Here is a 22,170-nt window from a genome sequence, read left to right as displayed (position 1 = left end):
ATAGTTCGCTTGAGGGCCGAGAAACGGGAATAAGCGACTGATTTGATCTTTTTTTCGATCAAGCGCCATTTTTTAAATAGCCACGAGCTGCGGTCAGCCAAAAAGACGCGGCTATTTCAGACCATCCTTAGGTTGTTGCTTCTCGCTGGACGACTTTTGCGCCGGAATGTCCTCATTCGCCTACCTCAAACATTTACCTGTAGACTTCCTGAAGATCGATGGAAGTTTCGTAAAGGATATGCTGGACGACCCGATTAACCGCGCCATGGTCGAAGTGATCAATCACATCGGCCATGTCATGGGTAAACGTACGATTGCCGAGTTTGTCGAGACACCGCACATCGAGCAGGCATTGCTTGAGATTGGCGTGGACTACGCTCAGGGCTACCTGATTGAACGCCCGCAATTGTTTACCTTCGATAGTTTGCAGTGTCGACCTGCGCGCCCGCAGCCCCTGTTATTCAGGGCGCCCGGCACATTCCGCTGAAGCATCTGCCGGTCTGTACACATCACACATCAAAAGGAGCCCGACAGTGATCGACACATTCAGCAGAACCGGCCCGCTTATGGAAGCCTCAAGTTACCCCGCCTGGGCTCAGCAATTGATCCAGGACTGTAGCGAGAGCAAGCGCCGGGTTGTCGAACACGAACTGTACCAGCGCATGCGCGATAACAAGCTCAGTGCCAAAACCATGCGCCACTACCTGATTGGTGGATGGCCGGTGGTTGAACAGTTTGCGTTGTACATGGCACAAAACCTGACCAAGACCAAGTTTGCCCGCCACCCAGGCGAGGACATGGCGCGGCGTTGGCTGATGCGCAATATCCGCGTGGAACTGAACCATGCCGATTATTGGATGCACTGGGCGCGCGCCCATGGCGTGGGCCTGGAAGAGCTGCAGGCGCAGAACGTACCGCCAGAGCTGCATGCGCTGAGCCATTGGTGCTGGCACACCAGTTCGGCCGATTCGTTGATCGTGGCCATTGCCGCTACCAACTACGCCATTGAAGGGGCCACTGGGGAGTGGTCTGCGCTGGTGTGTTCGACGGGCGTCTATGCCGCAGCTTTCCCCGAGGAAGATCGCAAGCGCGCCATGAAGTGGCTGAAGATGCATGCCCAGTATGACGACGCCCATCCGTGGGAAGCGTTGGAGATCATCTGCACCCTGGCTGGGATGAACCCGAGCAAGGCGCTACAAGTGGAACTGCGCCAGGCCGTGTGCAAGAGCTACGACTACATGTATCTGTTTCTGGAGCGCTGCATGCAGTTGGAGAAAACCCCGGTGACCCGCGAGCGCCAGGTGCTGGCGGCCAGCGAAGCCTGACCCAGGCATGGCGGGGTAGCGTTTACCCCGCCATTGCCAGGCGGTTGCGGCCTTCGCGCTTGGCCACATACAAGGCATTGTCGGCCCGGCGCAGCAGACTTTCGGCTGACTCTCCGGTCAACAGGGTCGAGCAACCCAGGCTCACCGTCAATTCGATACGCGTGGTGTCCGCCCAGTAGTCCTGGGCCTGTGCTGCCTGGCGCAGACGCTCGCCCACCATGGCTGCGGCATCCCGGCCGGTGTTGGAAAGCAGGATCAGAAACTCTTCCCCGCCAAACCGAAACACCATGTCCACATTGCGCAACTGGTTCTTGATCGAAGCGGCGACGGCCTTGAGCACTTTGTCGCCGGTGGCATGGCCGTGGCTGTCGTTGATGCGCTTGAAGTGATCGATGTCGAGCATCAGCAAGGACAGCGGGTGCAGATGCCGCTTGGCCATCTCGATTTCCCGGCCCAGGGTCTGGTCCATGGCGATGCGGTTGCCGGTCTCGGTCAGTGGGTCGCGCAGGGCGCTGCGGGTCGCGGCGCGATAGAGCAAGGCGTTGCGCATGGGATAGAGCAAACTGGCCAGCAGCGACTCCAGATTGCCCTGTTCCTCTTCGCTGAAACGCTGGTTGCGGCGAAATACCAGTTCGCCGAGGTGCTCACCCTGATGGCTGAGGCTATAACTCACCGAATGATGGCCGCGTTGGCCATATTCCAGGCGCAGGTCGCTGGCTTCATGGCTGTATTGCAAGGCATCCAGGGGCACCAGGCGCTGCACTTCGCGAAAGAACAGGCCAAGGATCCGCTCGGGTTCCAGGCTGGTCTGCAATTGCAGGTTCAACTGCTGACGCAACTGCGCCAGGCTGATGGGGCGCCGTGCAATCAGGGAAGGCTGGCCAAAGCCCAGGCGCTGCAATTTGGCACTGTCGAAGTCAATTGCGTTGGTCTGGGTCGGTGTTTTCATAAGCAGGTAGGCCTCTAAGCACTTAATGCTGTCTTACAGGCTCGGTGGGAGCGGCGTTTTACTGTTCCTTCAGTTCCGTAAAACATAGGTAACAGTTTAGTCCGCTTTGCCGGGGGTTATAACCCCTGATCCCATGCCACACGTCTTGACGTCGCGCCGCCTGCTTAAACAAATTGGAGCGAAAAGCGTGCCATTTCGTGCGAAGTATTTTTATTGCTTGTAAAACAATGGGATGGGATTTTCTTGCGTATGCATAGTGCTGGAAATTTGGCGCCGGCCCCTTGTGGGAGCCAGCGCCAGCTGCAGGGTTATTGCGCGTCAAACGCCTGCCCATTGATCCCTGAGCTGTCCGGGCCCATCAGGTACAGGTACACCGGCATGATCTCTTCCGGCAGCGGGTTGTTGGCCGGGTTTTCTCCAGGGTAAGCCTGGGCGCGCATGCTGGTGCGGGTGGCGCCGGGGTTGATGCTGTTGGCGCGCACCGCAGCGACGGTGTCGAGTTCGTCGGCCAGGGTCTGCATCAGGCCTTCGGTGGCGAATTTCGACACGCCATAGGCGCCCCAGTAGGCGCGACCCTTGCGTCCGACGCTGCTGGAGGTGAACACCACCGAAGCGTCCTGGGACAGCTTGAGTAATGGCAGCAAGGTCGCGGTCAGCATAAACATGGCGTTGACATTGATATGCATGACGCGCATGAAATTTTCGCCCGACAGCTGTTCGATCGGGGTGCGTGGGCCGATGATCGAAGCGTTGTGCAGCAGCCCGTCGAGATGGCCGAACTCTTTTTCGATCATTGCTGCCAGTTCATCGTATTGATGGGGCAGGGCCGTTTCCAGGTTGAACGGGATCACCACCGGCTGCGGGTGGCCGGCGGCTTCGATTTCATCGTAGACCTGGGCCAGGTTGGCTTCGGTCTTACCCAGCAACAGCACGGTGGCACCGTGGGCGGCATAGGTCTTGGCCGCCGCTGCGCCAATCCCGCGACCGGCGCCGGTGACCAGGATGACCCGGTCCTTGAGCAATTCTGGGCGTGCGGAGTAATCAAACATAATCGACCTCAACAAAATTCAGTGGGGCAGCACATATCTGAATGTGGGAGCGGGCTTGCTCGCGAAAGCGTAGTGTCAGTCAACTCTCTATCAGATGACCCACCGCCTTCGCGAGCAAGCCCGCTCCCACATTAGAGCTTCATTGGTTAACCAGTCAGCAACTGCAGAGTGCGCTATCGAGCACCTTGCGCAGCTCCAGCGGGTGATCGACCACGACGTCGGCGCCCCAGTTACGGGCATTGTCGTCGGGGTGGATGTAGCCGTAGGTGACAGCGGCGGTGCGGGTGCCGGCATCGCGGCCCGACTCGATATCGCGCAGGTCATCGCCGACGAACAGCACGCTGGCGGGGTCCAGGTCGAGCATTTTGCAGGCCAGGATCAGCGGCTCCGGATCGGGCTTGCTGTTCTTCACGTGGTCCGGGCAGATCAACAGGGCCGAGCGCTCGGCCAGGCCCAGTTGCTGCATGATCGGTTCGGCGAAGCGCAGGGGCTTGTTGGTGACCACGCCCCAGATCAGCTTGGACCGCTCGATGTCTTCCAGCAGTTCGGCCATGCCATCAAACAGCTTGCTGTGGATCGCGCAGCCCTTGAGGTAGCGTTCAAGGAACTCCAGGCGCAACGCTTCAAAGCCCGGCGACTCGGGGTCCATGGAGAATGTCACGGCGACCATGGCCCGGGCGCCGCCGGAGATTTCATCACGGATATGCTGGTCGTTGATCGGCGCAAGCCCGCGTTCGGCGCGCATGGCCTGGCAGATGGCGATAAAGTCCGGCGCGGTATCGAGCAGCGTACCGTCCATGTCGAAAAGAACCGCTTTCAACTTCACAGGCTTATTCCTCTCGCAGGGTCTGGATCATGTAGTTGACGTCCACGTCGCTGGCCAGCTTGTAGTGCTTGGTCAGTGGGTTGTAGGTCAGGCCGATGATGTCCTTGACCGTCAGCCCGGCCTGGCGGCTCCAGGCGCCCAGTTCGGAAGGGCGGATGAATTTCTTGAAGTCATGGGTGCCGCGTGGCAGCAGCTTCATGATGTATTCGGCGCCGATGATCGCGAACAGGTAGGCCTTGGGGTTGCGGTTGATGGTGGAGAAGAACACCTGGCCGCCCGGCTTGACCATACGGAAACACGCGCGGATCACTGATGAGGGGTCTGGAACGTGCTCCAGCATCTCCAGGCAGGTGATCACGTCGAACTGCTCGGGCATTTCTTCGGCCAGGTCTTCGGCAGTGATCTGCCGGTATTCCACACTCACGCCCGACTCCAACTGATGCAGTTGGGCCACGGCCAGCGGCGCTTCGCCCATGTCGATGCCCATGACCGTGGCGCCACGCTGGGCCATGGCTTCGCTGAGAATGCCGCCACCGCAGCCCACGTCGAGGACTTTCTTGCCGGCCAGGTTGACGCGCTCGTCGATCCAGTTGACCCGCAACGGGTTGATGTCGTGCAGGGGCTTGAACTCGCTCTCGCGGTCCCACCAGCGATGGGCCAGGGCTTCGAATTTGGCGATTTCGGCGTGGTCGACGTTACTCATGGGTAGTCCTCTAAATCCGATAAAACGGTTTGCCGGGCCTGGAATGCTGATCCAGGGCCGGCGTTATTCGTGGTGTCCGCTGATGCGCCGGCCCCAGGCAGCGGCTGTGGCGCTCAACTGCTGTTCGTCCATGCGTGTCAGTTGCCGGTCGTCGAGCAATGGCTTGCCGCCGACCCAAAGGTGTTTCACACAATCGCGTCCGGTGGCATATATAAGCTGCGAGACCGGATCGTAGATCGGTTGCTGGGCCAGTCCCGACAGGTCGAAGGCCACGATATCCGCGGCCTTGCCTACTTCCAGCGAGCCGATTTCAGCTTCCAGGCCCATCGCTCGCGCACCGTTGAGGGTGGCCATGCGCAACGCACGATGGGCATCCAGGGCGCTGGCCGAGCCGGCGACGGCTTTGGCCAGTAGCGCAGCGGTGCGGGTTTCGCCCAGCAGATCCAGGTCATTGTTGCTGGCCGCGCCGTCGGTGCCTACTGCCACATTGACGCCGGCCTGCCACAGGCGTTCCACCGGGCAGAAGCCGCTGGCCAGTTTCAGGTTGGATTCCGGGCAGTGGATCACGCTGCTGTTGCTTTCTACCAGCAACGCCAGGTCCTCTTCGCTGATTTGGGTCATATGAACGGCCTGTAGGCGCGGGCCGAGCAACCCCAGGCGAGCGAGGCGGGCCAGGGGCCGTTCGCCGTACTGCTCGACGGACTGCTGCACTTCAAATGCGGTTTCGTGGATGTGCATATGAATGGCGGCGTCCAGTTCCTCGGCGATCACCCGGACTTTTTCCAGGTTGGCATCGCTGACGGTATAGGGCGCGTGGGGGCCAAAGGCGACTTTGATCCGTGGGTGGTGCTTGAGATCGCCAAACAGTTCGATGCCCTGGCGCAGGGCCTCGTCGGCGGTGGCGGCGCCAGGGATCGCAAAGTCGAGGATCGGAATCGCGATCTGCGCGCGGATGCCACTGTTGTGCACGCGTTCGCTGGCGATCTTGGGGAAGAAGTACATGTCCGAGAAGCAGCTAATGCCGCCCTTGATCTGTTCGGCGATCGCCAGGTCCGTGCCGTCGCGCACGAAGGCTTCATCGACCCACTTGGCTTCGGCGGGCCAGATGTGCTTCTCCAGCCAGGTCATCAGCGGCAGGTCGTCCGCCAGGCCGCGAAACAGGCTCATCGCCGCGTGGCCGTGGGCATTGACCAGGCCCGGGCTGAGCAGAACACCCGGCAACTCGCGCACTTCATGGGCCGCCAGCTTCAGGGCCTGCGTACGCGGCCCGATATACGCAATGCGCCCGTCGCGGATGCCCAGGCCATGCTCCTTGAGCACCACGCCCGCAGGCTCGACCGGTACCAGCCAGGTTGGCAGTAGCAAGAGGTCGAGCGGGGCAACGGGTGGTGTCATGGCGAGCAGCGTCCGGGGCGGTGATATAAAGAGGGGCGAAGTATACCCGAGCGTCCTGGCTGGCGGATCGCTATAATCGGCGGCTTTTGTTCACGAGTGCGGGGTTAGGGATGCGCGATCGACTGTTGGCAGCGGAGAAGGTGAAGGCCATCGATTGGCGTGATGGCGCACTGCACCTGCTCGATCAGCGTGCGTTGCCGTTTCGGGAAAGCTGGGTCGTGTGCTCGACTGTCGAAGAGGTGGCCGCAGCCATTCGCTCGATGGTGGTGCGTGGCGCTCCGGCCATCGGCATCAGCGCTGCCTACGGGCTGGTGCTGGCCGCCCGTGAGCGGATCGCCGAGGGCGGTGACTGGCAGGCCTCATGGGAGGAGGACTACGCGCTACTGGCCGATTCCCGTCCTACTGCTTCAAACCTGTTCTGGGCCCTCAAGCGTATGCGCGATCGCCTGGACCGCCTCCGGAAGCACGCCGACCCGCTGGCGGTGCTGGAGGCCGAAGCTGTCGCAATTCATGAAAGCGATCGCGAAGCCAACCTGACCATGGCGCAATTGGGCGTCGAATTGATCCGCAAGCACCAGGGCAACGCCCAGGCCATCCTGACCCATGGCAATGCGGGGGCCTTGGCCAGCGGTGGTGTTGGCACCGCCCTTGGGGTGATCCGTGCAGCTTTCCTGGAAGGCATGGTCGAGCAGGTCTACGCCAACGAAACCCGCCCGTGGCTGCACGGATCGCGGTTGACCGCCTGGGAGTTGGCGGGCGAGGGCGTTCCGGTCACGGTGAACGCCGACTCGGCGGGCGCGCATATCCTCAAGACCAAGGGCGTGACCTGGGTGATCGTTGGCGCCGACTGCATCGCCGCCAATGGTGATGTCATCAGCAAGATCGGCACTTATCAGTTGGCGGTGTGCGCCATGCACCATGGCGTGCGCTTTATGGTGGTGGCGGCGAGTTCGACCCTGGACCTGATGATGGCTACTGGCGATGACGTCGCCCTGGAAGAACGCGATGCCGGCGAGTTGCTGGAGGTTGCCGGGCAGCGCTTTGCCGCCGATGTCAATGCGTTCAACCCTGTGTTTGATGTGACCCCTGCTGACTTGATCGACGTGATCGTGACGGAAAAAGGCATCGTCGAGCGGCCTGATACCGCCAAGATAGCCAAGTTGATGTGCCGCAAGCGTCTGCATTAAAGGCGTTGGTGTCTGGCAGATTGCTATCGCGGGCAAGCCCACTCCCACATTTGATCTGTGAATACAGTCAAAATGTGGGAGTGGGCTTGCCCGCGATTGGCCCGAAAAGCCAGCAAAACCCTCGGATCCATACGCAAATCCGAGCCTTGAACCAGCTCTGAGCCCCTCTCGTCGCCCTCAAGCCTGTCATCCGTCAACTTACTACGCTCCATGCGCATCTGGGGGATAGGTGCGTGGCGGCGATTGTGATACCATTCGGCGGTTTCCAAGGTCACCCCGAGGGGCGACCTTTAATGCGCAGATCCGTGTCATAACTCGTTGATTTGTCGTAAGTCGTTGCCAGGCATCATGCCGGCGGCGGCGAGCTTCGTTCGTCCCATATGGATGTGACGAGGTTTCACCCGAAAAAGGAATCAGGCTTCTCATGGGCGAACTGGCCAAAGAAATCCTCCCGGTCAATATCGAAGACGAGCTGAAACAGTCCTACCTCGACTACGCAATGAGCGTAATTGTCGGGCGGGCACTGCCTGATGCGCGCGATGGCTTGAAGCCCGTGCACCGGCGTGTGCTGTTCGCGATGAGCGAGCTGGGTAACGACTGGAACAAGCCGTACAAGAAATCTGCCCGTGTTGTCGGTGACGTGATCGGTAAGTATCACCCTCACGGCGACACTGCGGTGTACGACACCATCGTTCGGATGGCCCAGCCGTTTTCCCTGCGCTACCTGCTGGTAGACGGCCAGGGCAACTTCGGTTCGGTGGACGGCGATAATGCTGCGGCCATGCGATACACCGAAGTGCGCATGACCAAGCTGGCGCACGAACTGCTGGCCGACCTGCATAAAGAAACCGTGGACTGGGTGCCGAACTACGACGGCACCGAAATGATCCCGGCGGTCATGCCGACCCGTATTCCCAACTTGTTGGTCAACGGCTCCAGCGGTATCGCCGTGGGCATGGCCACCAACATCCCGCCACACAACCTCGGTGAAGTCATCGACGGTTGCCTGGCCCTCATCGACAACCCCGAGCTGACTGTCGATGAGCTGATGCAATACATCCCAGGCCCGGACTTCCCGACCGCCGCGATCATCAACGGTCGCGCCGGCATCATTGAAGCCTATCGCACCGGTCGCGGGCGCATCTATATGCGCGCCCGCTCGATGATCGAAGACATCGACAAGGTCGGTGGCCGCCAGCAGATCGTCATCACCGAACTGCCTTACCAGTTGAACAAGGCGCGTCTGATCGAGAAGATCGCCGAGCTGGTTAAAGAGAAGAAGCTGGAAGGCATCACCGAACTGCGCGACGAGTCCGACAAAGACGGTATGCGTGTGGTGATCGAGCTGCGTCGTGGCGAAGTGCCTGAGGTGATCCTCAACAATCTCTACGCCCAGACCCAGCTGCAAAGCGTGTTTGGTATCAACGTCGTGGCCCTGATCGACGGTCGCCCGCGCATCCTGAACCTCAAGGATCTGCTGGAAGCCTTCGTGCGTCACCGTCGTGAAGTGGTGACCCGCCGTACCGTATTCGAACTGCGCAAGGCTCGCGAGCGTGGGCACATCCTGGAAGGTCAGGCGGTTGCGCTGTCGAACATCGACCCGGTTATCGCCCTGATCAAGGCTTCGCCGACCCCGTCGGAAGCCAAGGAAGCACTGATCAAGATGCCGTGGGAATCCAGCGCCGTAGTGGCGATGGTTGAACGTGCCGGTGCCGATTCGTGCCGTCCGGAGACCCTGGACCCACAATACGGCCTGCGCGATGGCAAATACTTCCTGTCGCCGGAGCAGGCCCAGGCCATCCTGGAGCTGCGCCTGCACCGCCTGACCGGTCTGGAGCATGAAAAGCTGCTGGCCGAGTACCAGGAGATCCTCAACCAGATCGGCGAGCTGATCCGCATCCTCAACAGCGCTGTGCGCCTGATGGAAGTGATCCGCGAAGAACTGGAAGTGATCCGCGCCGAATACGGCGATGTGCGCCGTACCGAAATCCTCGATGCCCGCCTCGACCTGACCCTGGGTGACATGATCCCGGAAGAAGAGCGCGTGGTGACCATCTCCCACGGTGGCTATGCCAAGACCCAGCCATTAGCTGCGTACCAGGCCCAGCGCCGCGGTGGTAAAGGTAAATCGGCTACCGGCGTGAAGGATGAGGACTACATCGCTCACCTGCTGGTTGCCAACAGCCACACCACGCTGTTGCTGTTCTCCAGCAAGGGCAAGGTGTACTGGCTCAAGACCTACGAAATCCCGGAAGCGTCCCGCGCTGCCCGTGGCCGTCCGCTGGTCAACCTGCTGCCGCTGGACACTGATGAATACATCACCACCATGCTGCCGGTTGAGGAATACACCGAAGGTCACTTCATCTTCATGGCAACCGCCAAAGGCACCGTGAAGAAGACCCCGCTGGAATCCTTCAGTCGTCAACGCAGCGTGGGCCTGATCGCCCTGGAGCTGGACGAAGGCGACGTACTGATCTCTGCGGCCATTACCGATGGCGAGCGTGAAGTCATGCTGTTCTCCGACGGCGGCAAGGTGACGCGCTTCAAGGAATCCGACGTGCGTGCCATGGGCCGTACCGCCCGTGGTGTGCGCGGCATGCGCCTGCCGGAAGGGCAGAAGCTGATTTCGATGCTGATCCCGGAAGAAGGCAGCCAGATCCTCACGGCTTCGGCGCGTGGTTATGGCAAACGTACCGCTATCGGCGAGTTCCCCGAGTACAAGCGTGGCGGCCAGGGCGTTATCGCCATGGTCAGCAACGATCGCAACGGCCGTCTGGTCGGTGCGGTCCAGGTGCTCGATGGCGAGGAAATCATGCTGATTTCCGACCAGGGTACCCTGGTACGTACCCGGGTTGATGAAGTGTCGAGCCTGGGCCGTAACACCCAGGGCGTGACCTTGATCAAACTGGCCAGCGACGAGACCCTGGTGGGCCTGGAGCGTGTCCAGGAACCGTCGGAAGTCGAAGGCGAGGAGCTGGAGGGCGAGGCATTCGATGGCGAGGTGATCGCAGCCGACGATGACAACGTCGACGAGCCAACCCTCGATGCCGCCGCAGACGAAGAAGAGCCGCAGGCGTAAGCGGAAAAACAAGGGGGCGGATGAAGATTCGCCCCCTTGTTATTTGTCCCTTTTGAAAGTTTGCGATACTGCGCATTCCCTTGTGGGAGCGGGCTTGCTCGCGAAGACGGTGTATCAGTCAGTGCATAGGCGGGCTGACGCACCGCCTTCGCGAGCAAGCCCGCTCCCACAGGGGTTATGTGTCGAACACGAATTATGTGACCAACAGATCAGAGCGAGATTGGATGTGAGCAAGAGAGCCTATAACTTCTGTGCTGGTCCCGCGGCACTTCCTGAAGCAGTCCTGCAGCGCGCGCAGGGTGAACTCCTCGACTGGCATGGCAAAGGCCTCTCCGTGATGGAAATGAGCCATCGCAGTGATGAGTTCGTGTCCATCGCCACGAAGGCCGAGCAGGATCTGCGTGACCTGCTGGACATCCCGTCGGACTACAAGGTGCTGTTCCTGCAAGGCGGCGCCAGCCAGCAGTTTGCCCAGATCCCGCTGAACCTGCTGCCGGAAGACGGCACTGCCGACTATATCGATACCGGTATCTGGGGGCAGAAGGCCATTGAAGAGGCCTCGCGCTACGGCAACATCAACGTGGCCGGTACTGCCAAGCCCTACGATTATTTCGCTATTCCAGGTCAGAACGAGTGGAAGTTGTCCAAGGACGCGTCCTATGTTCACTACGTCCAGAACGAAACCATCGGCGGCCTGGAATTCGACTGGGTGCCGGAAGTCGGTGACGTCCCGTTGGTGTGCGACATGTCCTCGGACATTCTCTCGCGCCCGATGGATGTGTCCCGCTACGGCATGATCTACGCCGGCGCGCAGAAGAACATCGGCCCGAGCGGCATCCTGGTCAATATCATCCGTGAAGACCTGCTCGGTCGTGCCCGCTCGCTGTGCCCGACCATGCTCAACTACAAGGTCGCAGCCGACAACGGCTCGATGTACAACACCCCGCCGGCCTTTGCCTGGTACCTGTCGGGCCTGGTGTTCGAGTGGCTCAAGGAGCAGGGCGGCGTGGCAGCCATGGGCAAGCTCAACGAAGAGAAGAAGCGCACTCTGTACGACTTCATCGACGCCAGCGGCCTGTACAGCAATCCGATCAGCCTGAGCGCCCGTTCGTGGATGAACGTGCCGTTCCGCCTGGCCGACGACCGCCTGGACAAGCCATTCCTGGCGGGTGCCGACGCGCGTGGCTTGCTGAACCTCAAGGGGCATCGTTCGGTCGGCGGCATGCGCGCCTCGATCTACAACGCTGTCGATATCAATGCCATCAAGGCGCTGGTGGCCTACATGGCAGAGTTCGAAAAGGAACACGGCTAATGTCTGAGCAAGAACTCAAGGCCTTGCGCGTGCGCATTGACGCCCTGGACACCAAAGTCCTGGAGCTGATCAGTGAGCGGGCGCGCTGTGCCCAGGAAGTGGCACGGGTCAAAATGGCCTCCCTGGCTGAAGGCGAAGTGCCGGTTTTTTACCGTCCGGAGCGTGAAGCCCAGGTGCTCAAGCGCGTCATGGAGCGCAACCAGGGGCCGCTGGGCAATGAAGAAATGGCGCGGTTGTTCCGCGAAATCATGTCTTCGTGCCTGGCCCTGGAGCAGCCATTGAAAGTGGCTTACCTCGGCCCCGAGGGCACCTTCACCCAGGCGGCGGCCATGAAACATTTCGGCCACGCGGTGATCAGCAAACCCATGGCGGCCATCGACGAAGTGTTCCGCGAAGTGGCTGCGGGTGCGGTGAACTTTGGCGTAGTGCCGGTGGAAAACTCCACCGAAGGTGCGGTCAACCATACCCTCGACAGCTTCCTTGAGCACGACATGGTGATCTGTGGCGAAGTCGAGCTGCGTATTCACCACCATTTGCTGGTGGGCGAAAACACCAAGACCGACAGCATCAGCCGTATTTACTCCCATGCCCAGTCGCTGGCCCAGTGCCGCAAGTGGCTGGACGCTCATTACCCGAATGTCGAGCGCGTAGCGGTCTCCAGCAACGCCGAGGCGGCCAAGCGGGTCAAGGGTGAGTGGAATTCGGCGGCGATTGCCGGGGATATGGCTGCGGGCCTGTACGGCTTGACGCGCCTTGCCGAGAAAATCGAGGATCGCCCAGACAACTCCACGCGTTTCTTGATGATCGGCAGCCAGGAAGTGCCACCGACCGGCGACGACAAGACCTCGATCATCGTCTCCATGAGCAACAAGCCCGGCGCGCTGCATGAGCTGCTGGTGCCGTTCCATGACAACGGGATTGACCTGACGCGCATCGAGACGCGTCCTTCACGCAGCGGTAAATGGACCTATGTGTTCTTTATCGACTTCGTCGGCCACCACCGTGATCCGCTGGTCAAGGGTGTGCTGGAGAAAATCAGTCAGGAAGCCGTGGCACTCAAGGTGCTGGGTTCCTACCCGAAAGCGGTTTTGTGAGGCTTTGACATGAGTGGCAACTTCCTCGCCCTGGCGCAGCCGGGCGTGCAACAACTGTCGCCTTACGTTCCAGGCAAGCCTGTGGACGAGTTGGCGCGCGAGTTGAATCTGGACCCGGCGAAGATCGTCAAGCTGGCCAGCAATGAAAACCCCCTGGGGCCAAGCCCCAAAGTGCTGGCGGCGATCCGCGAAGAGTTGGCGGAGCTGACCCGTTATCCCGACGGCAACGGCTTTGCCCTCAAGTCCCTGCTGGCCGAGAGCTGCCGGGTCGAGTTGAGCCAGGTGACCCTGGGTAACGGTTCCAATGACATCCTGGAACTGGTGGCGCGTGCCTATCTGGCCCCGGGCCTGAATGCGGTGTTCAGTGAGCACGCGTTTGCGGTGTATCCGATTGTCACCCAGGCTGTCGGCGCCGAGGCGCGGGTGATTGCGGCCAAGGACTGGGGGCATGACCTCCCGGCCATGCTGGCGGCCATCGATGCCCAGACCCGCGTAGTGTTTATCGCCAACCCGAACAACCCGACCGGTACCTGGTTCGGTGCCGACGCGCTGAACGAGTTCCTGCAGGATGTGCCTGGGCACGTGTTGGTGGTGCTGGACGAGGCCTACATCGAATACGCCGAAGGCAGTGACTTGCCCGACGGCCTGGACTTTCTCGCGGCCTACCCGAACCTGCTGGTATCGCGCACGTTCTCCAAGGCTTACGGCCTGGCGTCGCTGCGGGTTGGCTACGGGTTATCCACAGCCGTTGTCGCGGATGTGCTGAACCGCGTGCGCCAGCCATTCAACGTCAACAGCCTGGCCCTGGCGGCGGCCTGTGCGGCGCTCAAGGATGTCGAGTACCTGGAAGAAGGGCGGCGGATCAACGAAAGCGGTATGCAGCAGCTGCAGCAAGGCTTTCGTGAGTTGGGCCTGGGCTGGATTGAGTCCAAGGGCAACTTTGTCTGCGTAGATCTCGCCCAGGACGCCGCTCCGGTATTCCAAGGCCTGCTGCGCGAAGGCGTGATCGTGCGTCCGGTGGCCAATTACGGCATGCCCAACCATTTGCGTATCACCATCGGTTTGCCGGCTGAAAACAGTCGCTTCCTTGAGGCGCTGGCCAAGGTCCTGGCCCGTGGTTGATGTGATTGCAATGCAACCTGTTGTGCCTGTGATCGGTCGCCTGGTGGTGGTCGGCCTGGGATTGATTGGCGGCTCCTTTGCCAAGGGCCTGCGTGAAAGCGGCCTCTGTGGCGAAGTGGTCGGTGTGGATCTGGACCCGCAATCGCGTCGGTTGGCGGTTGAGCTGGGGGTGGTGGACCGCTGTGAGGCGGACTTGGCCCTGGCATGCCAGGGCGCCGATGTCATTCAGTTGGCGGTACCGATCCTGGCTATGGAAAAGTTGCTCGCGGTGTTGGCTGGAATGGACTTGGGGCAGGCGATCCTGACGGATGTCGGCAGTGCCAAGGGCAATGTGGTGCGCGCTGCGCGCCGGGCCTTTGGCGCTATACCGGCGCGGTTCATTCCCGGGCATCCGATCGCCGGCTCCGAGCAGAGCGGGGTGGAGGCGTCCAATGCCCAGTTGTTCCGTCGGCATAAAGTGATTCTCACGCCACTGGATGAGACCGATCCGGCGGCGCTGGCGGTGGTTGATCGGCTCTGGCGCGAGCTGGGCGCCGATGTCGAGCATATGCAGGTTGAGCGCCACGATGAAGTCCTGGCGGCAACCAGCCACCTGCCGCATTTGCTGGCATTTGGCCTCGTTGACTCTTTGGCCAAGCGCAACGAAAACCTCGAGATTTTCCGTTATGCCGCCGGTGGCTTTCGTGATTTCACGCGGATCGCCGGCAGCGACCCAGTGATGTGGCACGACATCTTCCTGGCCAACCGCGACGCGGTGTTGCGCACCCTGGATACCTTTCGCAGCGATCTCGACGCCTTGCGCGACGCGGTCGACGCCGGGGATGGGCATCAGTTGCTGGGCGTGTTCACTCGTGCACGCGTGGCGCGCGAGCATTTCAGCAAAATACTGGCGCGGCGGGCCTATATGGATGGCGCAGTAGCAGCCGATGACCTGGTTTTTCTCGCCAGCCCTGGTGGGCGCCTGAGCGGACGGGTGCGGATGCCGGGCGACAAGGCGATTTCTCACCGCTCGATCATGCTCGGTTCCCTGGCGGACGGTGTCACCGAAGTCGACGGCTTTCTCGAGGGTGAAGACGCCCTGGCGACCCTGCAGGCGTTCCGCGACATGGGCGTGGTGATCGAAGGCCCGCACCATGGGCGCGTGACCATTCATGGTGTCGGCCTGCATGGCCTCAAGCCAGCGCCAGGCCCGATCTACCTGGGTAACTCCGGCACTTCCATGCGGCTGCTCTCGGGTTTGCTGGCGGCGCAGCGTTTCGACAGCGTACTGACGGGCGACGCTTCCTTGTCCAGGCGCCCGATGAATCGCGTAGCCAAGCCCCTGCGGCAAATGGGCGCAATCATCGAGACCGGGCCGCAGGGACATCCGCCGCTGGTGATTCGTGGTGGGCAAGCGCTTAAAGGGCTGACGTATAAGCTGCCCATGGCCAGCGCCCAGGTTAAATCCTGCCTGTTGTTGGCGGGGCTCTATGCCGAGGGTAAAACCGCGATTACCGAGCCCGCGCCGACCTGTGACCACACCGAACGAATGTTGCGCGGCTTTGGCGTGCCGGTCGAGGTAGTTGGCGCTACCGCATCGATCGAGGCCGGCCACGCGTTGATCGCGACCTCTATCGAGGTGCCAGGGGACATTTCTTTCGCGGCGTTTTTCCTGGTGGCCGCTTCCATCGCCGAAGGCTCTGACTTGCTGCTTGAGCACGTCGGCATCAACCCGACCCGCACTGGGGTGATCGATATTCTGCGGCTGATGGGCGCTGACATCACCGTGGACAATCAGCGCGAAGTCAGTGGCGAGCCAGTTGCCGATCTGCGGGTTCGCGCGGCGCCATTGAAGGGTATCGACATTCCCGAAGCGCTGGTGCCCCTGGCGATTGACGAGTTCCCGGTGCTGTTTATCGCGGCGGCATGTGCCCAAGGTCGCACCGTGCTGCGCGGCGCAGAAGAGTTGCGCGTCAAGGAGTCCGACCGGATCCAGGTCATGGCCGACGGTCTGTTGGCGTTGGGCGTGACGTGTGAACCGACATCTGATGGGATTATCATCGACGGTGGCGCGATGGGCGGTGGTGAAGTGCTGGCCCATGGCGATCACCGGATTGCCGTGGCGTTCAGTGTGGCCTCCCTGCGAGCGACAGCGCCGATTCGTATCCATGACTGTGCCAATGTGGCTACGTCTTTTCCGAATTTTCTTACACTGTGTGCCCACGTAGGCATCCGTGTTGCCCAAGAGGCTCAATCGTGAATATCAAAGCACCGGTGATTACCATCGACGGGCCAAGCGGCTCGGGCAAAGGCACCATCGCCGGGATCCTGGCCAAGCGCCTGGGCTGGTGCCTGCTGGATTCCGGCGCGTTGTACCGCCTGCTGGCATTTGCAGCGCGCAACCATGGCGTCGACCTGACCAACGAAGCATCGCTGAAACTGCTGGCCGCGCATTTGGATGTGCAATTTCTCGGGGCGACGGAAGGTCATCCCCAGCGCATTATCCTGGAAGGCGACGATGTGACCGACGACCTGCGCAATGAGCAGGTCGGCGCCTGGGCCTCCCAGGTTGCTGCGTTGCCGGCGGTGCGCGACGCTCTGTTGCAGCGCCAGCGGGCTTTTCAGGAGCCGCCGGGGCTGGTGGCGGATGGCCGCGACATGGGCACGGTAGTGTTTCCCGAGGCGGCGCTGAAGATTTTCCTGACCGCCAGCGCCGAGGAGCGGGCCCGCCGCCGATACTTGCAGTTGAAGGGCAAAGTCGATGGTGTTAGTCTGTCAAGTCTGCTAGATGAGATCCGTGCACGCGATGAGCGTGACACCCTGCGTGCGGTAGCCCCGCTAAAGCCGGCGGCTGACGCCATACAGCTGGATTCCACGGAGTTGTCAATCGAGCAGGTGTTGGAACGCATCATGAGTGAGATCGCAATTCGCGATATCACCGGGTGACTCAGAAGGAGAGCGGGGGACCAGTCTTAGTCCCGCCTTTCTTCTCTTATATGAACGTAACCCACACCGTCTGGGGTGTGGCAGATGGGCGTATTCTTCGCCCTTATCAACAGGAATTAAAATGAGCGAAAGCTTTGCGGAACTCTTTGAAGAAAGCCTAAAAACCCTGAACCTTCAGGCTGGCTCCATCATCACCGGTGTTATCGTTGATATCGATTACCAAGCTCGCTGGGTAACCGTTCACGCTGGTCTGAAGTCTGAAGCACTCATCCCGCTTGAGCAGTTCTACAACGACGCTGGCGACCTGACGATCAATGTCGGTGACGAAGTTCACGTTGCGCTGGACTCGGTTGAAGATGGTTTCGGTGAAACCAAGCTGTCCCGTGAAAAAGCCAAGCGCGCTGAATGCTGGATTGTTCTCGAAGCAGCCTTCGCAGCTGAAGAAGTGGTCAAGGGCGTTATCAACGGTAAGGTTAAAGGCGGCTTCACAGTCGACGTTAACGGCATCCGTGCGTTCCTGCCAGGTTCTTTGGTCGACGTTCGTCCTGTGCGCGACACCACGCACCTGGAAGGCAAGGAACTCGAATTCAAGGTCATCAAGCTCGACCAGAAGCGCAACAACGTTGTCGTTTCCCGTCGCAGCGTCCTCGAAGCAGAGAACTCCGCCGAGCGTGAAGCTCTGCTGGAATCCCTGCAGGAAGGCCAACAAGTCAAAGGTATCGTCAAAAACCTCACCGATTACGGCGCATTCGTCGATCTGGGTGGCGTCGATGGCCTGCTGCACATTACCGACATGGCTTGGAAGCGTATCAAGCATCCTTCTGAAATCGTCAACGTTGGCGACGAGATCGATGTCAAGGTTCTGAAATATGATCGCGAACGCAATCGTGTTTCCCTGGGCTTGAAGCAGCTGGGCGAAGATCCATGGGTCGCTATCAAGGCGCGTTACCCAGAAAGCACCCGCGTTACCGCGCGTGTTACCAACCTGACCGACTACGGCTGCTTCGCAGAGCTGGAAGAAGGCGTGGAAGGCCTGGTACACGTTTCCGAAATGGACTGGACCAACAAGAACATCCACCCTTCGAAAGTCGTACAAGTCGGCGACGAAGTGGAAGTCATGGTTCTGGACATCGACGAAGAGCGTCGTCGTATCTCCCTCGGCATCAAGCAGTGCAAATCTAACCCATGGGAAGACTTCTCTGGCCAGTTCAACAAGGGCGATAAAATCTCCGGCACCATCAAGTCGATCACCGATTTCGGTATCTTCATTGGTCTGGACGGCGGCATCGACGGCCTGGTTCACCTGTCCGACATCTCCTGGAACGAAGTGGGCGAAGAAGCTGTTCGTCGTTTCAAGAAGGGCGACGAGCTGGACACCGTTATCCTGTCGGTTGACCCAGAGCGCGAACGCATCTCCCTGGGTATCAAGCAGCTGGAAAGCGATCCGTTCTCCGAATACGTTCAGGACAACGACAAAGGCGCAATCGTTAAGGGCACAGTGAAAGAAGTTGACGCTAAAGGCGCCATCATCACTCTGGCCGACGATATCGAAGCAACTTTGAAAGCCTCCGAAATCAGTCGTGACCGCGTTGAAGACGCGCGTAACGTTCTGAAAGTTGGCGAAGAAGTAGAAGCCAAGATCATCAGCGTTGATCGCAAGAGCCGCGTAATCCAACTCTCCATCAAGTCGAAAGACGATGCTGAAGAGAAAGAAGCAATCCAGAGCCTGCGCGACAAGCCAGCCACCTCTGAAATTGCTGCTGGTCCTACCACTCTCGGTGACCTGTTGCGTGCACAGATGGAAAAACAGAACTAAGTTCTGTCAGACCATAAAAAGGGCGACTTCGGTCGCCCTTTTTTACGCCTTGAATTTGACGTGGCAGATTGGTTTGCGTTATGGCGCGCTATAAGCGTGCACGCTGCATTAGGCTGGGATTCCCCTACGAGGCGCCTAACGCAGCCCTGGCGTCCTTCAGGAGCGCTAACAGCGGGTCGGCGTCCAAGCCCGGCGAATGCGATTAGCTTCTGGGTCACTTGAGATAAGTCAATAACCGGGCTGTTCAAAATCTCCCGGTCATGCTAAAACCTTCGGAGCGCTTTTCCTAGCTGCTTGAAAAAGAAGGGAAAAATATGACGAAGTCGGAGTTGATCGAACGAATTGTCACCCATCAAAGGCTGCTTTCATCCAAAGATGTCGAGCTGGCCATCAAGACCATGCTTGAACAGATGTCCCAGTGCCTTGCAACTGGTGATCGTATTGAAATTCGTGGCTTTGGCAGCTTCTCGCTGCATTACCGCGCACCTCGCGTAGGCCGCAACCCAAAAACCGGCCAGTCCGTCAGCCTTGACGGAAAATTCGTGCCTCACTTCAAGCCGGGCAAGGAATTACGCGATCGAGTGAACGAAGACGAAGAAGACGACGTCTGAGTTTTATAGGCAAAGGAGAAGTTTATGCGCGGTGTTAAGCGCGTTGCCCTGGTATTGACCGTACTGATCGTCGTATTGGTGATCCTGGCGTTCGTACTCGAAAATCAGCAGGACGTAGCCCTGTCGTTCCTGGGCTGGTCCACACCGCAGATGGCAGTTTCGGTGTTTGTGACGCTGGCGTTGATTGTTGGGATGTTGATAGGTCCGTTGTTGACGTTGCTGGCCAAGCGTCGTAGGCATAAGCGAGTGCTGGCTGAGCGTTGAGCGAGGGTGTTGACCTGAATGGTATCGCGCTGTTCAAGCTACCGTTGGTCGGTTAGGGCAAAGAGAGGTGGGCGCTGGCAGTATCGATTTCTCGATGGAATCGATCCAAATGGCATGGTTCAAGCCCCGGCCTATCTGCGTGTTTAGGCCATGTGCCCTCTTTAGGTGAATCTAAGAGTTCTAGTCAGACGATTCCTTAGCTCGAATAGGAATTATTTGACAGATATGTCAAGTCTTGTAATGTGTCAGAGAGATGGCAGAATGCAATCTGTTCTCGAAAACAGACATTTTTGTGGGCCTCGAACCGGCAGCGACGCTGGTCGTATCGGCTGATTTCTAAAATGCAAAAAATCGCAAAATTGTCTGCATAACGAGCCCGCAGTTTCTAATTGAAGGCAGGTTTTTGTTGTGAGTAGTAGCTTCCGTGTATCCACAGTTCGTTCGTCCGACGAGATTGATCTCTACACATTATTCAAAGGTGTGTTGGAGCAAAAAAGGCTCCTGATATCTGTCACCGTCGGTATTGGATTGATTGCTGCAGTTTATGCGTTCCTAGCCACACCTATGTACAGAGTCAGCACCGTATTGCGGCCTGCGGCACTAAATGAACTCGATTCATTGAATCGCTCCGAGGTTTATCAACTCCCTCCGCCTGAAGCGCTCATCAAAGTTGGGGCGTCATTAGAGTCATACGATACGCGTCTCGCTTTTTTTCGAGCCAATCAAAAATTATTCAAAGCATTCGAACGACCGGGACGCACCTTGGAACAAAGTTTCGAAGCGTTTAATCGGGACTCCATCAAGCTAGTGCTACCGGCCCCCAATAAAAAAGATTTTTTGAGTACATACATCAAGCTTGAGATGAATTATCCGGAGGGAATTGATGGTGTTGCGATCCTCAATGGATTTGTTGAATATGCTATAGCTAATGAACGTGAACAGATAGCGGCCGATCTGCGGGTCATCGTCAACAACAGATTAAATGAACTACATGGAAAGCTTGATTCCGCACGTTCAAATTACGAAGTAGAGAAGGAAGCGAAGATTGCCTCTTTAAATGAGGCCGACACCACGCGCCGCGCTCAACTACAAGATGAGCTTAAGGCACTGCAAGGTCAATTGAGAACTCAGCGTAATGATCGAATCGCTACATTGAACGAAGCCATTAGCATTGCAAGATCTCTAGATATCCAAAAACCCACGACACCTTCTTCCTTAGGTGACTCGCTTCGGCCAAAAGTATCGAGTGGTATGCACACAGAAATCACCAATCAGGAGATACCACTTTATTTTATGGGAATAGATGCTCTAAGTGCTGAGCTAACCGCGCTCCGTCAACGGAAAACGGACGATTTTACTACGCATCGGATTTCGCAAATTGCCAAGGAACTTCAGATGTTGGCTACGAACCGGGAGGTTGAAGTCCTCAATCATAGGGAAAATGAAGATATATTTCTCGCTGGTGTTCAGCCTCTGCGAGCGGAGATAGCGCGTCTCAATAATTTAGCTGTGGATATGAGTCGAATAAAGTTAGTGACGGTCGATCAACAAGCATTAGAACCACTTGCGCCTACCCACCCCCAACGATTTATTATCGTGCTTCTAGGGTTACTTGCTGGGTTAGCCCTCGCCGTGTCGTTCGCGGTGGCACGATATTTTTATAAAACAAGTGTTCCTCGGATTAAATAAGTTCATAAGACGAATTAGCTTGGTGCGTTTGCTATAAGGCATTAAGCGATATTTTAAGATGATTTTCCCTAAGATCAAATATTAATAACACAGAGAAATACCTGTTCTATGCTTATTCGTATTTAGATGCTCCGTTAATCTCTTTTGCTCGAATATCATCTGAATATGAATGATGGTACTTAGTAGTAAGGGGAATATGGTGGGTTACGTGACCAACAGCATGCCCGTGTGGCATCGCACTTCGCCGCCGAGTCAAGAGCCGTAGCGACCTACGGAAAAAATTCACTATGGTGAGTGTCTTGACATCATCCACCATACAAGTCATGTCACCGATCAAGGCCTCGTTGGCTATCGAATCCTATTGCAAAACGGTACTTGCTTGACTGACCTCGCCGGAAGTAAGGTATGACATAGAGAACTTCACCGCTCATGGCGTTTTCCGCATGAAATATCAAAAAAGTCTTTTGAAATTGTCGACGTTGATGCCAGAAGTTCTTGACCCGCTCATGATTCTCGGCGAAAGTTCACTATTTGATAGTGCCAGAGCAACATAACGCTCGGTGAACCAACCGATGCAATCATTCTGAATTCTGTGAAGTGGTTCCACCATGTCGTACACCAGCAAAGCTGTCGGTAATTTTTTTGATTCATCAATTCGCTTTATCCTAGCATCGCTCGGATATGGCGCGAGGGCCAGCATTATTAATTGAAATGATATTGAAAAATACTCAGAACATGGCGTACTTTGAAAAGGCAGCAATATTTCGGAAGCACCACCTAGTGTGCTGTTCGCGAAATAAATTTCTGCGTAATTCGTCTACACT

The 22,170-nt window shown here is 58.3% G+C and carries 17 protein-coding genes and 1 pseudogene; 13 read left to right on the top strand and 5 right to left on the bottom strand.

Features of this window, described 5'->3' with window-relative positions; all coding sequences use genetic code 11:
• Positions 1-130 precede the first annotated feature (130 nt).
• A pseudogene (locus BLL38_RS25925) lies at positions 131-487 on the top strand (EAL domain-containing protein); the annotation flags it as partial.
• Between the two features lie 79 nt (positions 488-566).
• The gene (locus BLL38_RS25920; RefSeq protein ID WP_154220688.1) at positions 567-1,325 is read left to right on the top strand and encodes an iron-containing redox enzyme family protein; all 759 of its coding nucleotides are present in this window, start codon (positions 567-569) and stop codon (positions 1,323-1,325) included.
• A 22-nt stretch (positions 1,326-1,347) separates the two neighbouring features.
• On the opposite strand, the gene BLL38_RS25915 is transcribed toward BLL38_RS25920, so the two are convergent.
• From BLL38_RS25915 to BLL38_RS25895, 5 genes are all read right to left on the bottom strand, one after another.
• Entirely contained in the window at positions 1,348-2,274 is a 927-nt protein-coding gene (locus tag BLL38_RS25915) for a GGDEF domain-containing protein (protein ID WP_032863168.1), read from the bottom strand.
• A gap of 308 nt (positions 2,275-2,582) precedes the next feature.
• Positions 2,583-3,323: a YciK family oxidoreductase gene (locus BLL38_RS25910; protein WP_032863166.1), complete on the bottom strand. Its 741-nt coding sequence runs from the start codon at positions 3,321-3,323 to the stop codon at positions 2,583-2,585.
• A gap of 154 nt (positions 3,324-3,477) precedes the next feature.
• Entirely contained in the window at positions 3,478-4,149 is a 672-nt protein-coding gene (gene mupP, locus BLL38_RS25905; protein WP_032863164.1) for an N-acetylmuramic acid 6-phosphate phosphatase MupP, read from the bottom strand.
• A 4-nt stretch (positions 4,150-4,153) separates the two neighbouring features.
• Positions 4,154-4,852, bottom strand: coding sequence for a bifunctional 2-polyprenyl-6-hydroxyphenol methylase/3-demethylubiquinol 3-O-methyltransferase UbiG (ubiG, locus tag BLL38_RS25900; protein ID WP_076964872.1), 699 nt, complete (start codon positions 4,850-4,852; stop codon positions 4,154-4,156).
• 63 nt (positions 4,853-4,915) lie between these two features.
• Complete coding sequence (locus BLL38_RS25895; RefSeq protein ID WP_076964871.1) at positions 4,916-6,247, bottom strand: TRZ/ATZ family hydrolase; 1,332 nt, start codon at positions 6,245-6,247, stop codon at positions 4,916-4,918.
• 110 nt (positions 6,248-6,357) lie between these two features.
• Between BLL38_RS25895 and mtnA the strand changes: the two genes are divergently transcribed.
• The 11 genes from mtnA (at position 6,358) to BLL38_RS25835 (ending at position 21,346) form a co-directional block, all read left to right on the top strand.
• Positions 6,358-7,434, top strand: coding sequence for an S-methyl-5-thioribose-1-phosphate isomerase (gene mtnA, locus BLL38_RS25890; RefSeq protein WP_076964870.1), 1,077 nt, complete (start codon positions 6,358-6,360; stop codon positions 7,432-7,434).
• Between the two features lie 424 nt (positions 7,435-7,858).
• Positions 7,859-10,513 carry a DNA gyrase subunit A gene (gene gyrA / locus BLL38_RS25880; RefSeq protein ID WP_076964868.1) on the top strand — a complete coding sequence of 885 codons (2,655 nt, stop codon included), beginning with the start codon at positions 7,859-7,861 and terminating at the stop codon, positions 10,511-10,513.
• A 226-nt stretch (positions 10,514-10,739) separates the two neighbouring features.
• Positions 10,740-11,825, top strand: coding sequence for a 3-phosphoserine/phosphohydroxythreonine transaminase (serC, locus tag BLL38_RS25875; protein WP_076964867.1), 1,086 nt, complete (start codon positions 10,740-10,742; stop codon positions 11,823-11,825).
• Entirely contained in the window at positions 11,825-12,919 is a 1,095-nt protein-coding gene (pheA, locus tag BLL38_RS25870; protein WP_029298704.1) for a prephenate dehydratase, read from the top strand. Before serC ends, pheA begins: the two co-directional genes overlap by 1 nt.
• 9 nt (positions 12,920-12,928) lie before the next feature.
• Complete coding sequence (gene hisC, locus BLL38_RS25865) at positions 12,929-14,041, top strand: histidinol-phosphate transaminase (protein WP_076964866.1); 1,113 nt, start codon at positions 12,929-12,931, stop codon at positions 14,039-14,041.
• A gap of 28 nt (positions 14,042-14,069) precedes the next feature.
• On the top strand, positions 14,070-16,280 hold the full coding sequence (locus tag BLL38_RS25860; protein WP_076964875.1) for a bifunctional prephenate dehydrogenase/3-phosphoshikimate 1-carboxyvinyltransferase: 2,211 nt from the start codon (positions 14,070-14,072) through the stop codon (positions 16,278-16,280).
• Positions 16,277-16,966 carry a (d)CMP kinase gene (cmk, locus tag BLL38_RS25855; RefSeq protein ID WP_076964865.1) on the top strand — a complete coding sequence of 230 codons (690 nt, stop codon included), beginning with the start codon at positions 16,277-16,279 and terminating at the stop codon, positions 16,964-16,966. Before BLL38_RS25860 ends, cmk begins: the two co-directional genes overlap by 4 nt.
• A gap of 121 nt (positions 16,967-17,087) precedes the next feature.
• Positions 17,088-18,782: a 30S ribosomal protein S1 gene (rpsA, locus tag BLL38_RS25850; RefSeq protein WP_076964864.1), complete on the top strand. Its 1,695-nt coding sequence runs from the start codon at positions 17,088-17,090 to the stop codon at positions 18,780-18,782.
• A 314-nt stretch (positions 18,783-19,096) separates the two neighbouring features.
• Entirely contained in the window at positions 19,097-19,393 is a 297-nt protein-coding gene (gene ihfB, locus BLL38_RS25845) for an integration host factor subunit beta (protein ID WP_076964863.1), read from the top strand.
• Between the two features lie 24 nt (positions 19,394-19,417).
• Positions 19,418-19,657 (top strand): lipopolysaccharide assembly protein LapA domain-containing protein, encoded by a 240-nt coding sequence (locus BLL38_RS25840; RefSeq protein WP_076964862.1) that lies wholly within the window; start codon positions 19,418-19,420, stop codon positions 19,655-19,657.
• Positions 19,658-20,065: 408 nt separating this feature from the next.
• Positions 20,066-21,346 carry a Wzz/FepE/Etk N-terminal domain-containing protein gene (locus tag BLL38_RS25835; protein ID WP_083743120.1) on the top strand — a complete coding sequence of 427 codons (1,281 nt, stop codon included), beginning with the start codon at positions 20,066-20,068 and terminating at the stop codon, positions 21,344-21,346.
• The last annotated feature ends 824 nt before the right edge of the window (positions 21,347-22,170 follow it).

Source organism: Pseudomonas gessardii (assembly GCF_001983165.1).
Classification (GTDB): domain Bacteria; phylum Pseudomonadota; class Gammaproteobacteria; order Pseudomonadales; family Pseudomonadaceae; genus Aquipseudomonas; species Aquipseudomonas gessardii.
The sequence above is the reverse complement of the archived record's forward strand: the minus strand, read 5'-3'. Positions and strand labels throughout refer to the sequence as shown.

What these genes read in the sequence shown, in the direction of transcription:
- BLL38_RS25920 (WP_154220688.1), top strand. Translation starts at nt 567, where the DNA reads ATGGAAGCCTCAAGTTACCCCGCCTGGGCTCAGCAATTGATCCAGGAC.
- BLL38_RS25915 (WP_032863168.1), bottom strand. Translation starts at nt 2,274, where the DNA reads ATGAAAACACCGACCCAGACCAACGCAATTGACTTCGACAGTGCCAAA.
- BLL38_RS25910 (WP_032863166.1), bottom strand. Translation starts at nt 3,323, where the DNA reads ATGTTTGATTACTCCGCACGCCCAGAATTGCTCAAGGACCGGGTCATC.
- ubiG (WP_076964872.1), bottom strand. Translation starts at nt 4,852, where the DNA reads ATGAGTAACGTCGACCACGCCGAAATCGCCAAATTCGAAGCCCTGGCC.
- BLL38_RS25895 (WP_076964871.1), bottom strand. Translation starts at nt 6,247, where the DNA reads ATGACACCACCCGTTGCCCCGCTCGACCTCTTGCTACTGCCAACCTGG.
- mtnA (WP_076964870.1), top strand. Translation starts at nt 6,358, where the DNA reads ATGCGCGATCGACTGTTGGCAGCGGAGAAGGTGAAGGCCATCGATTGG.
- gyrA (WP_076964868.1), top strand. Translation starts at nt 7,859, where the DNA reads ATGGGCGAACTGGCCAAAGAAATCCTCCCGGTCAATATCGAAGACGAG.
- pheA (WP_029298704.1), top strand. Translation starts at nt 11,825, where the DNA reads ATGTCTGAGCAAGAACTCAAGGCCTTGCGCGTGCGCATTGACGCCCTG.
- hisC (WP_076964866.1), top strand. Translation starts at nt 12,929, where the DNA reads ATGAGTGGCAACTTCCTCGCCCTGGCGCAGCCGGGCGTGCAACAACTG.
- rpsA (WP_076964864.1), top strand. Translation starts at nt 17,088, where the DNA reads ATGAGCGAAAGCTTTGCGGAACTCTTTGAAGAAAGCCTAAAAACCCTG.
- ihfB (WP_076964863.1), top strand. Translation starts at nt 19,097, where the DNA reads ATGACGAAGTCGGAGTTGATCGAACGAATTGTCACCCATCAAAGGCTG.
- BLL38_RS25840 (WP_076964862.1), top strand. Translation starts at nt 19,418, where the DNA reads ATGCGCGGTGTTAAGCGCGTTGCCCTGGTATTGACCGTACTGATCGTC.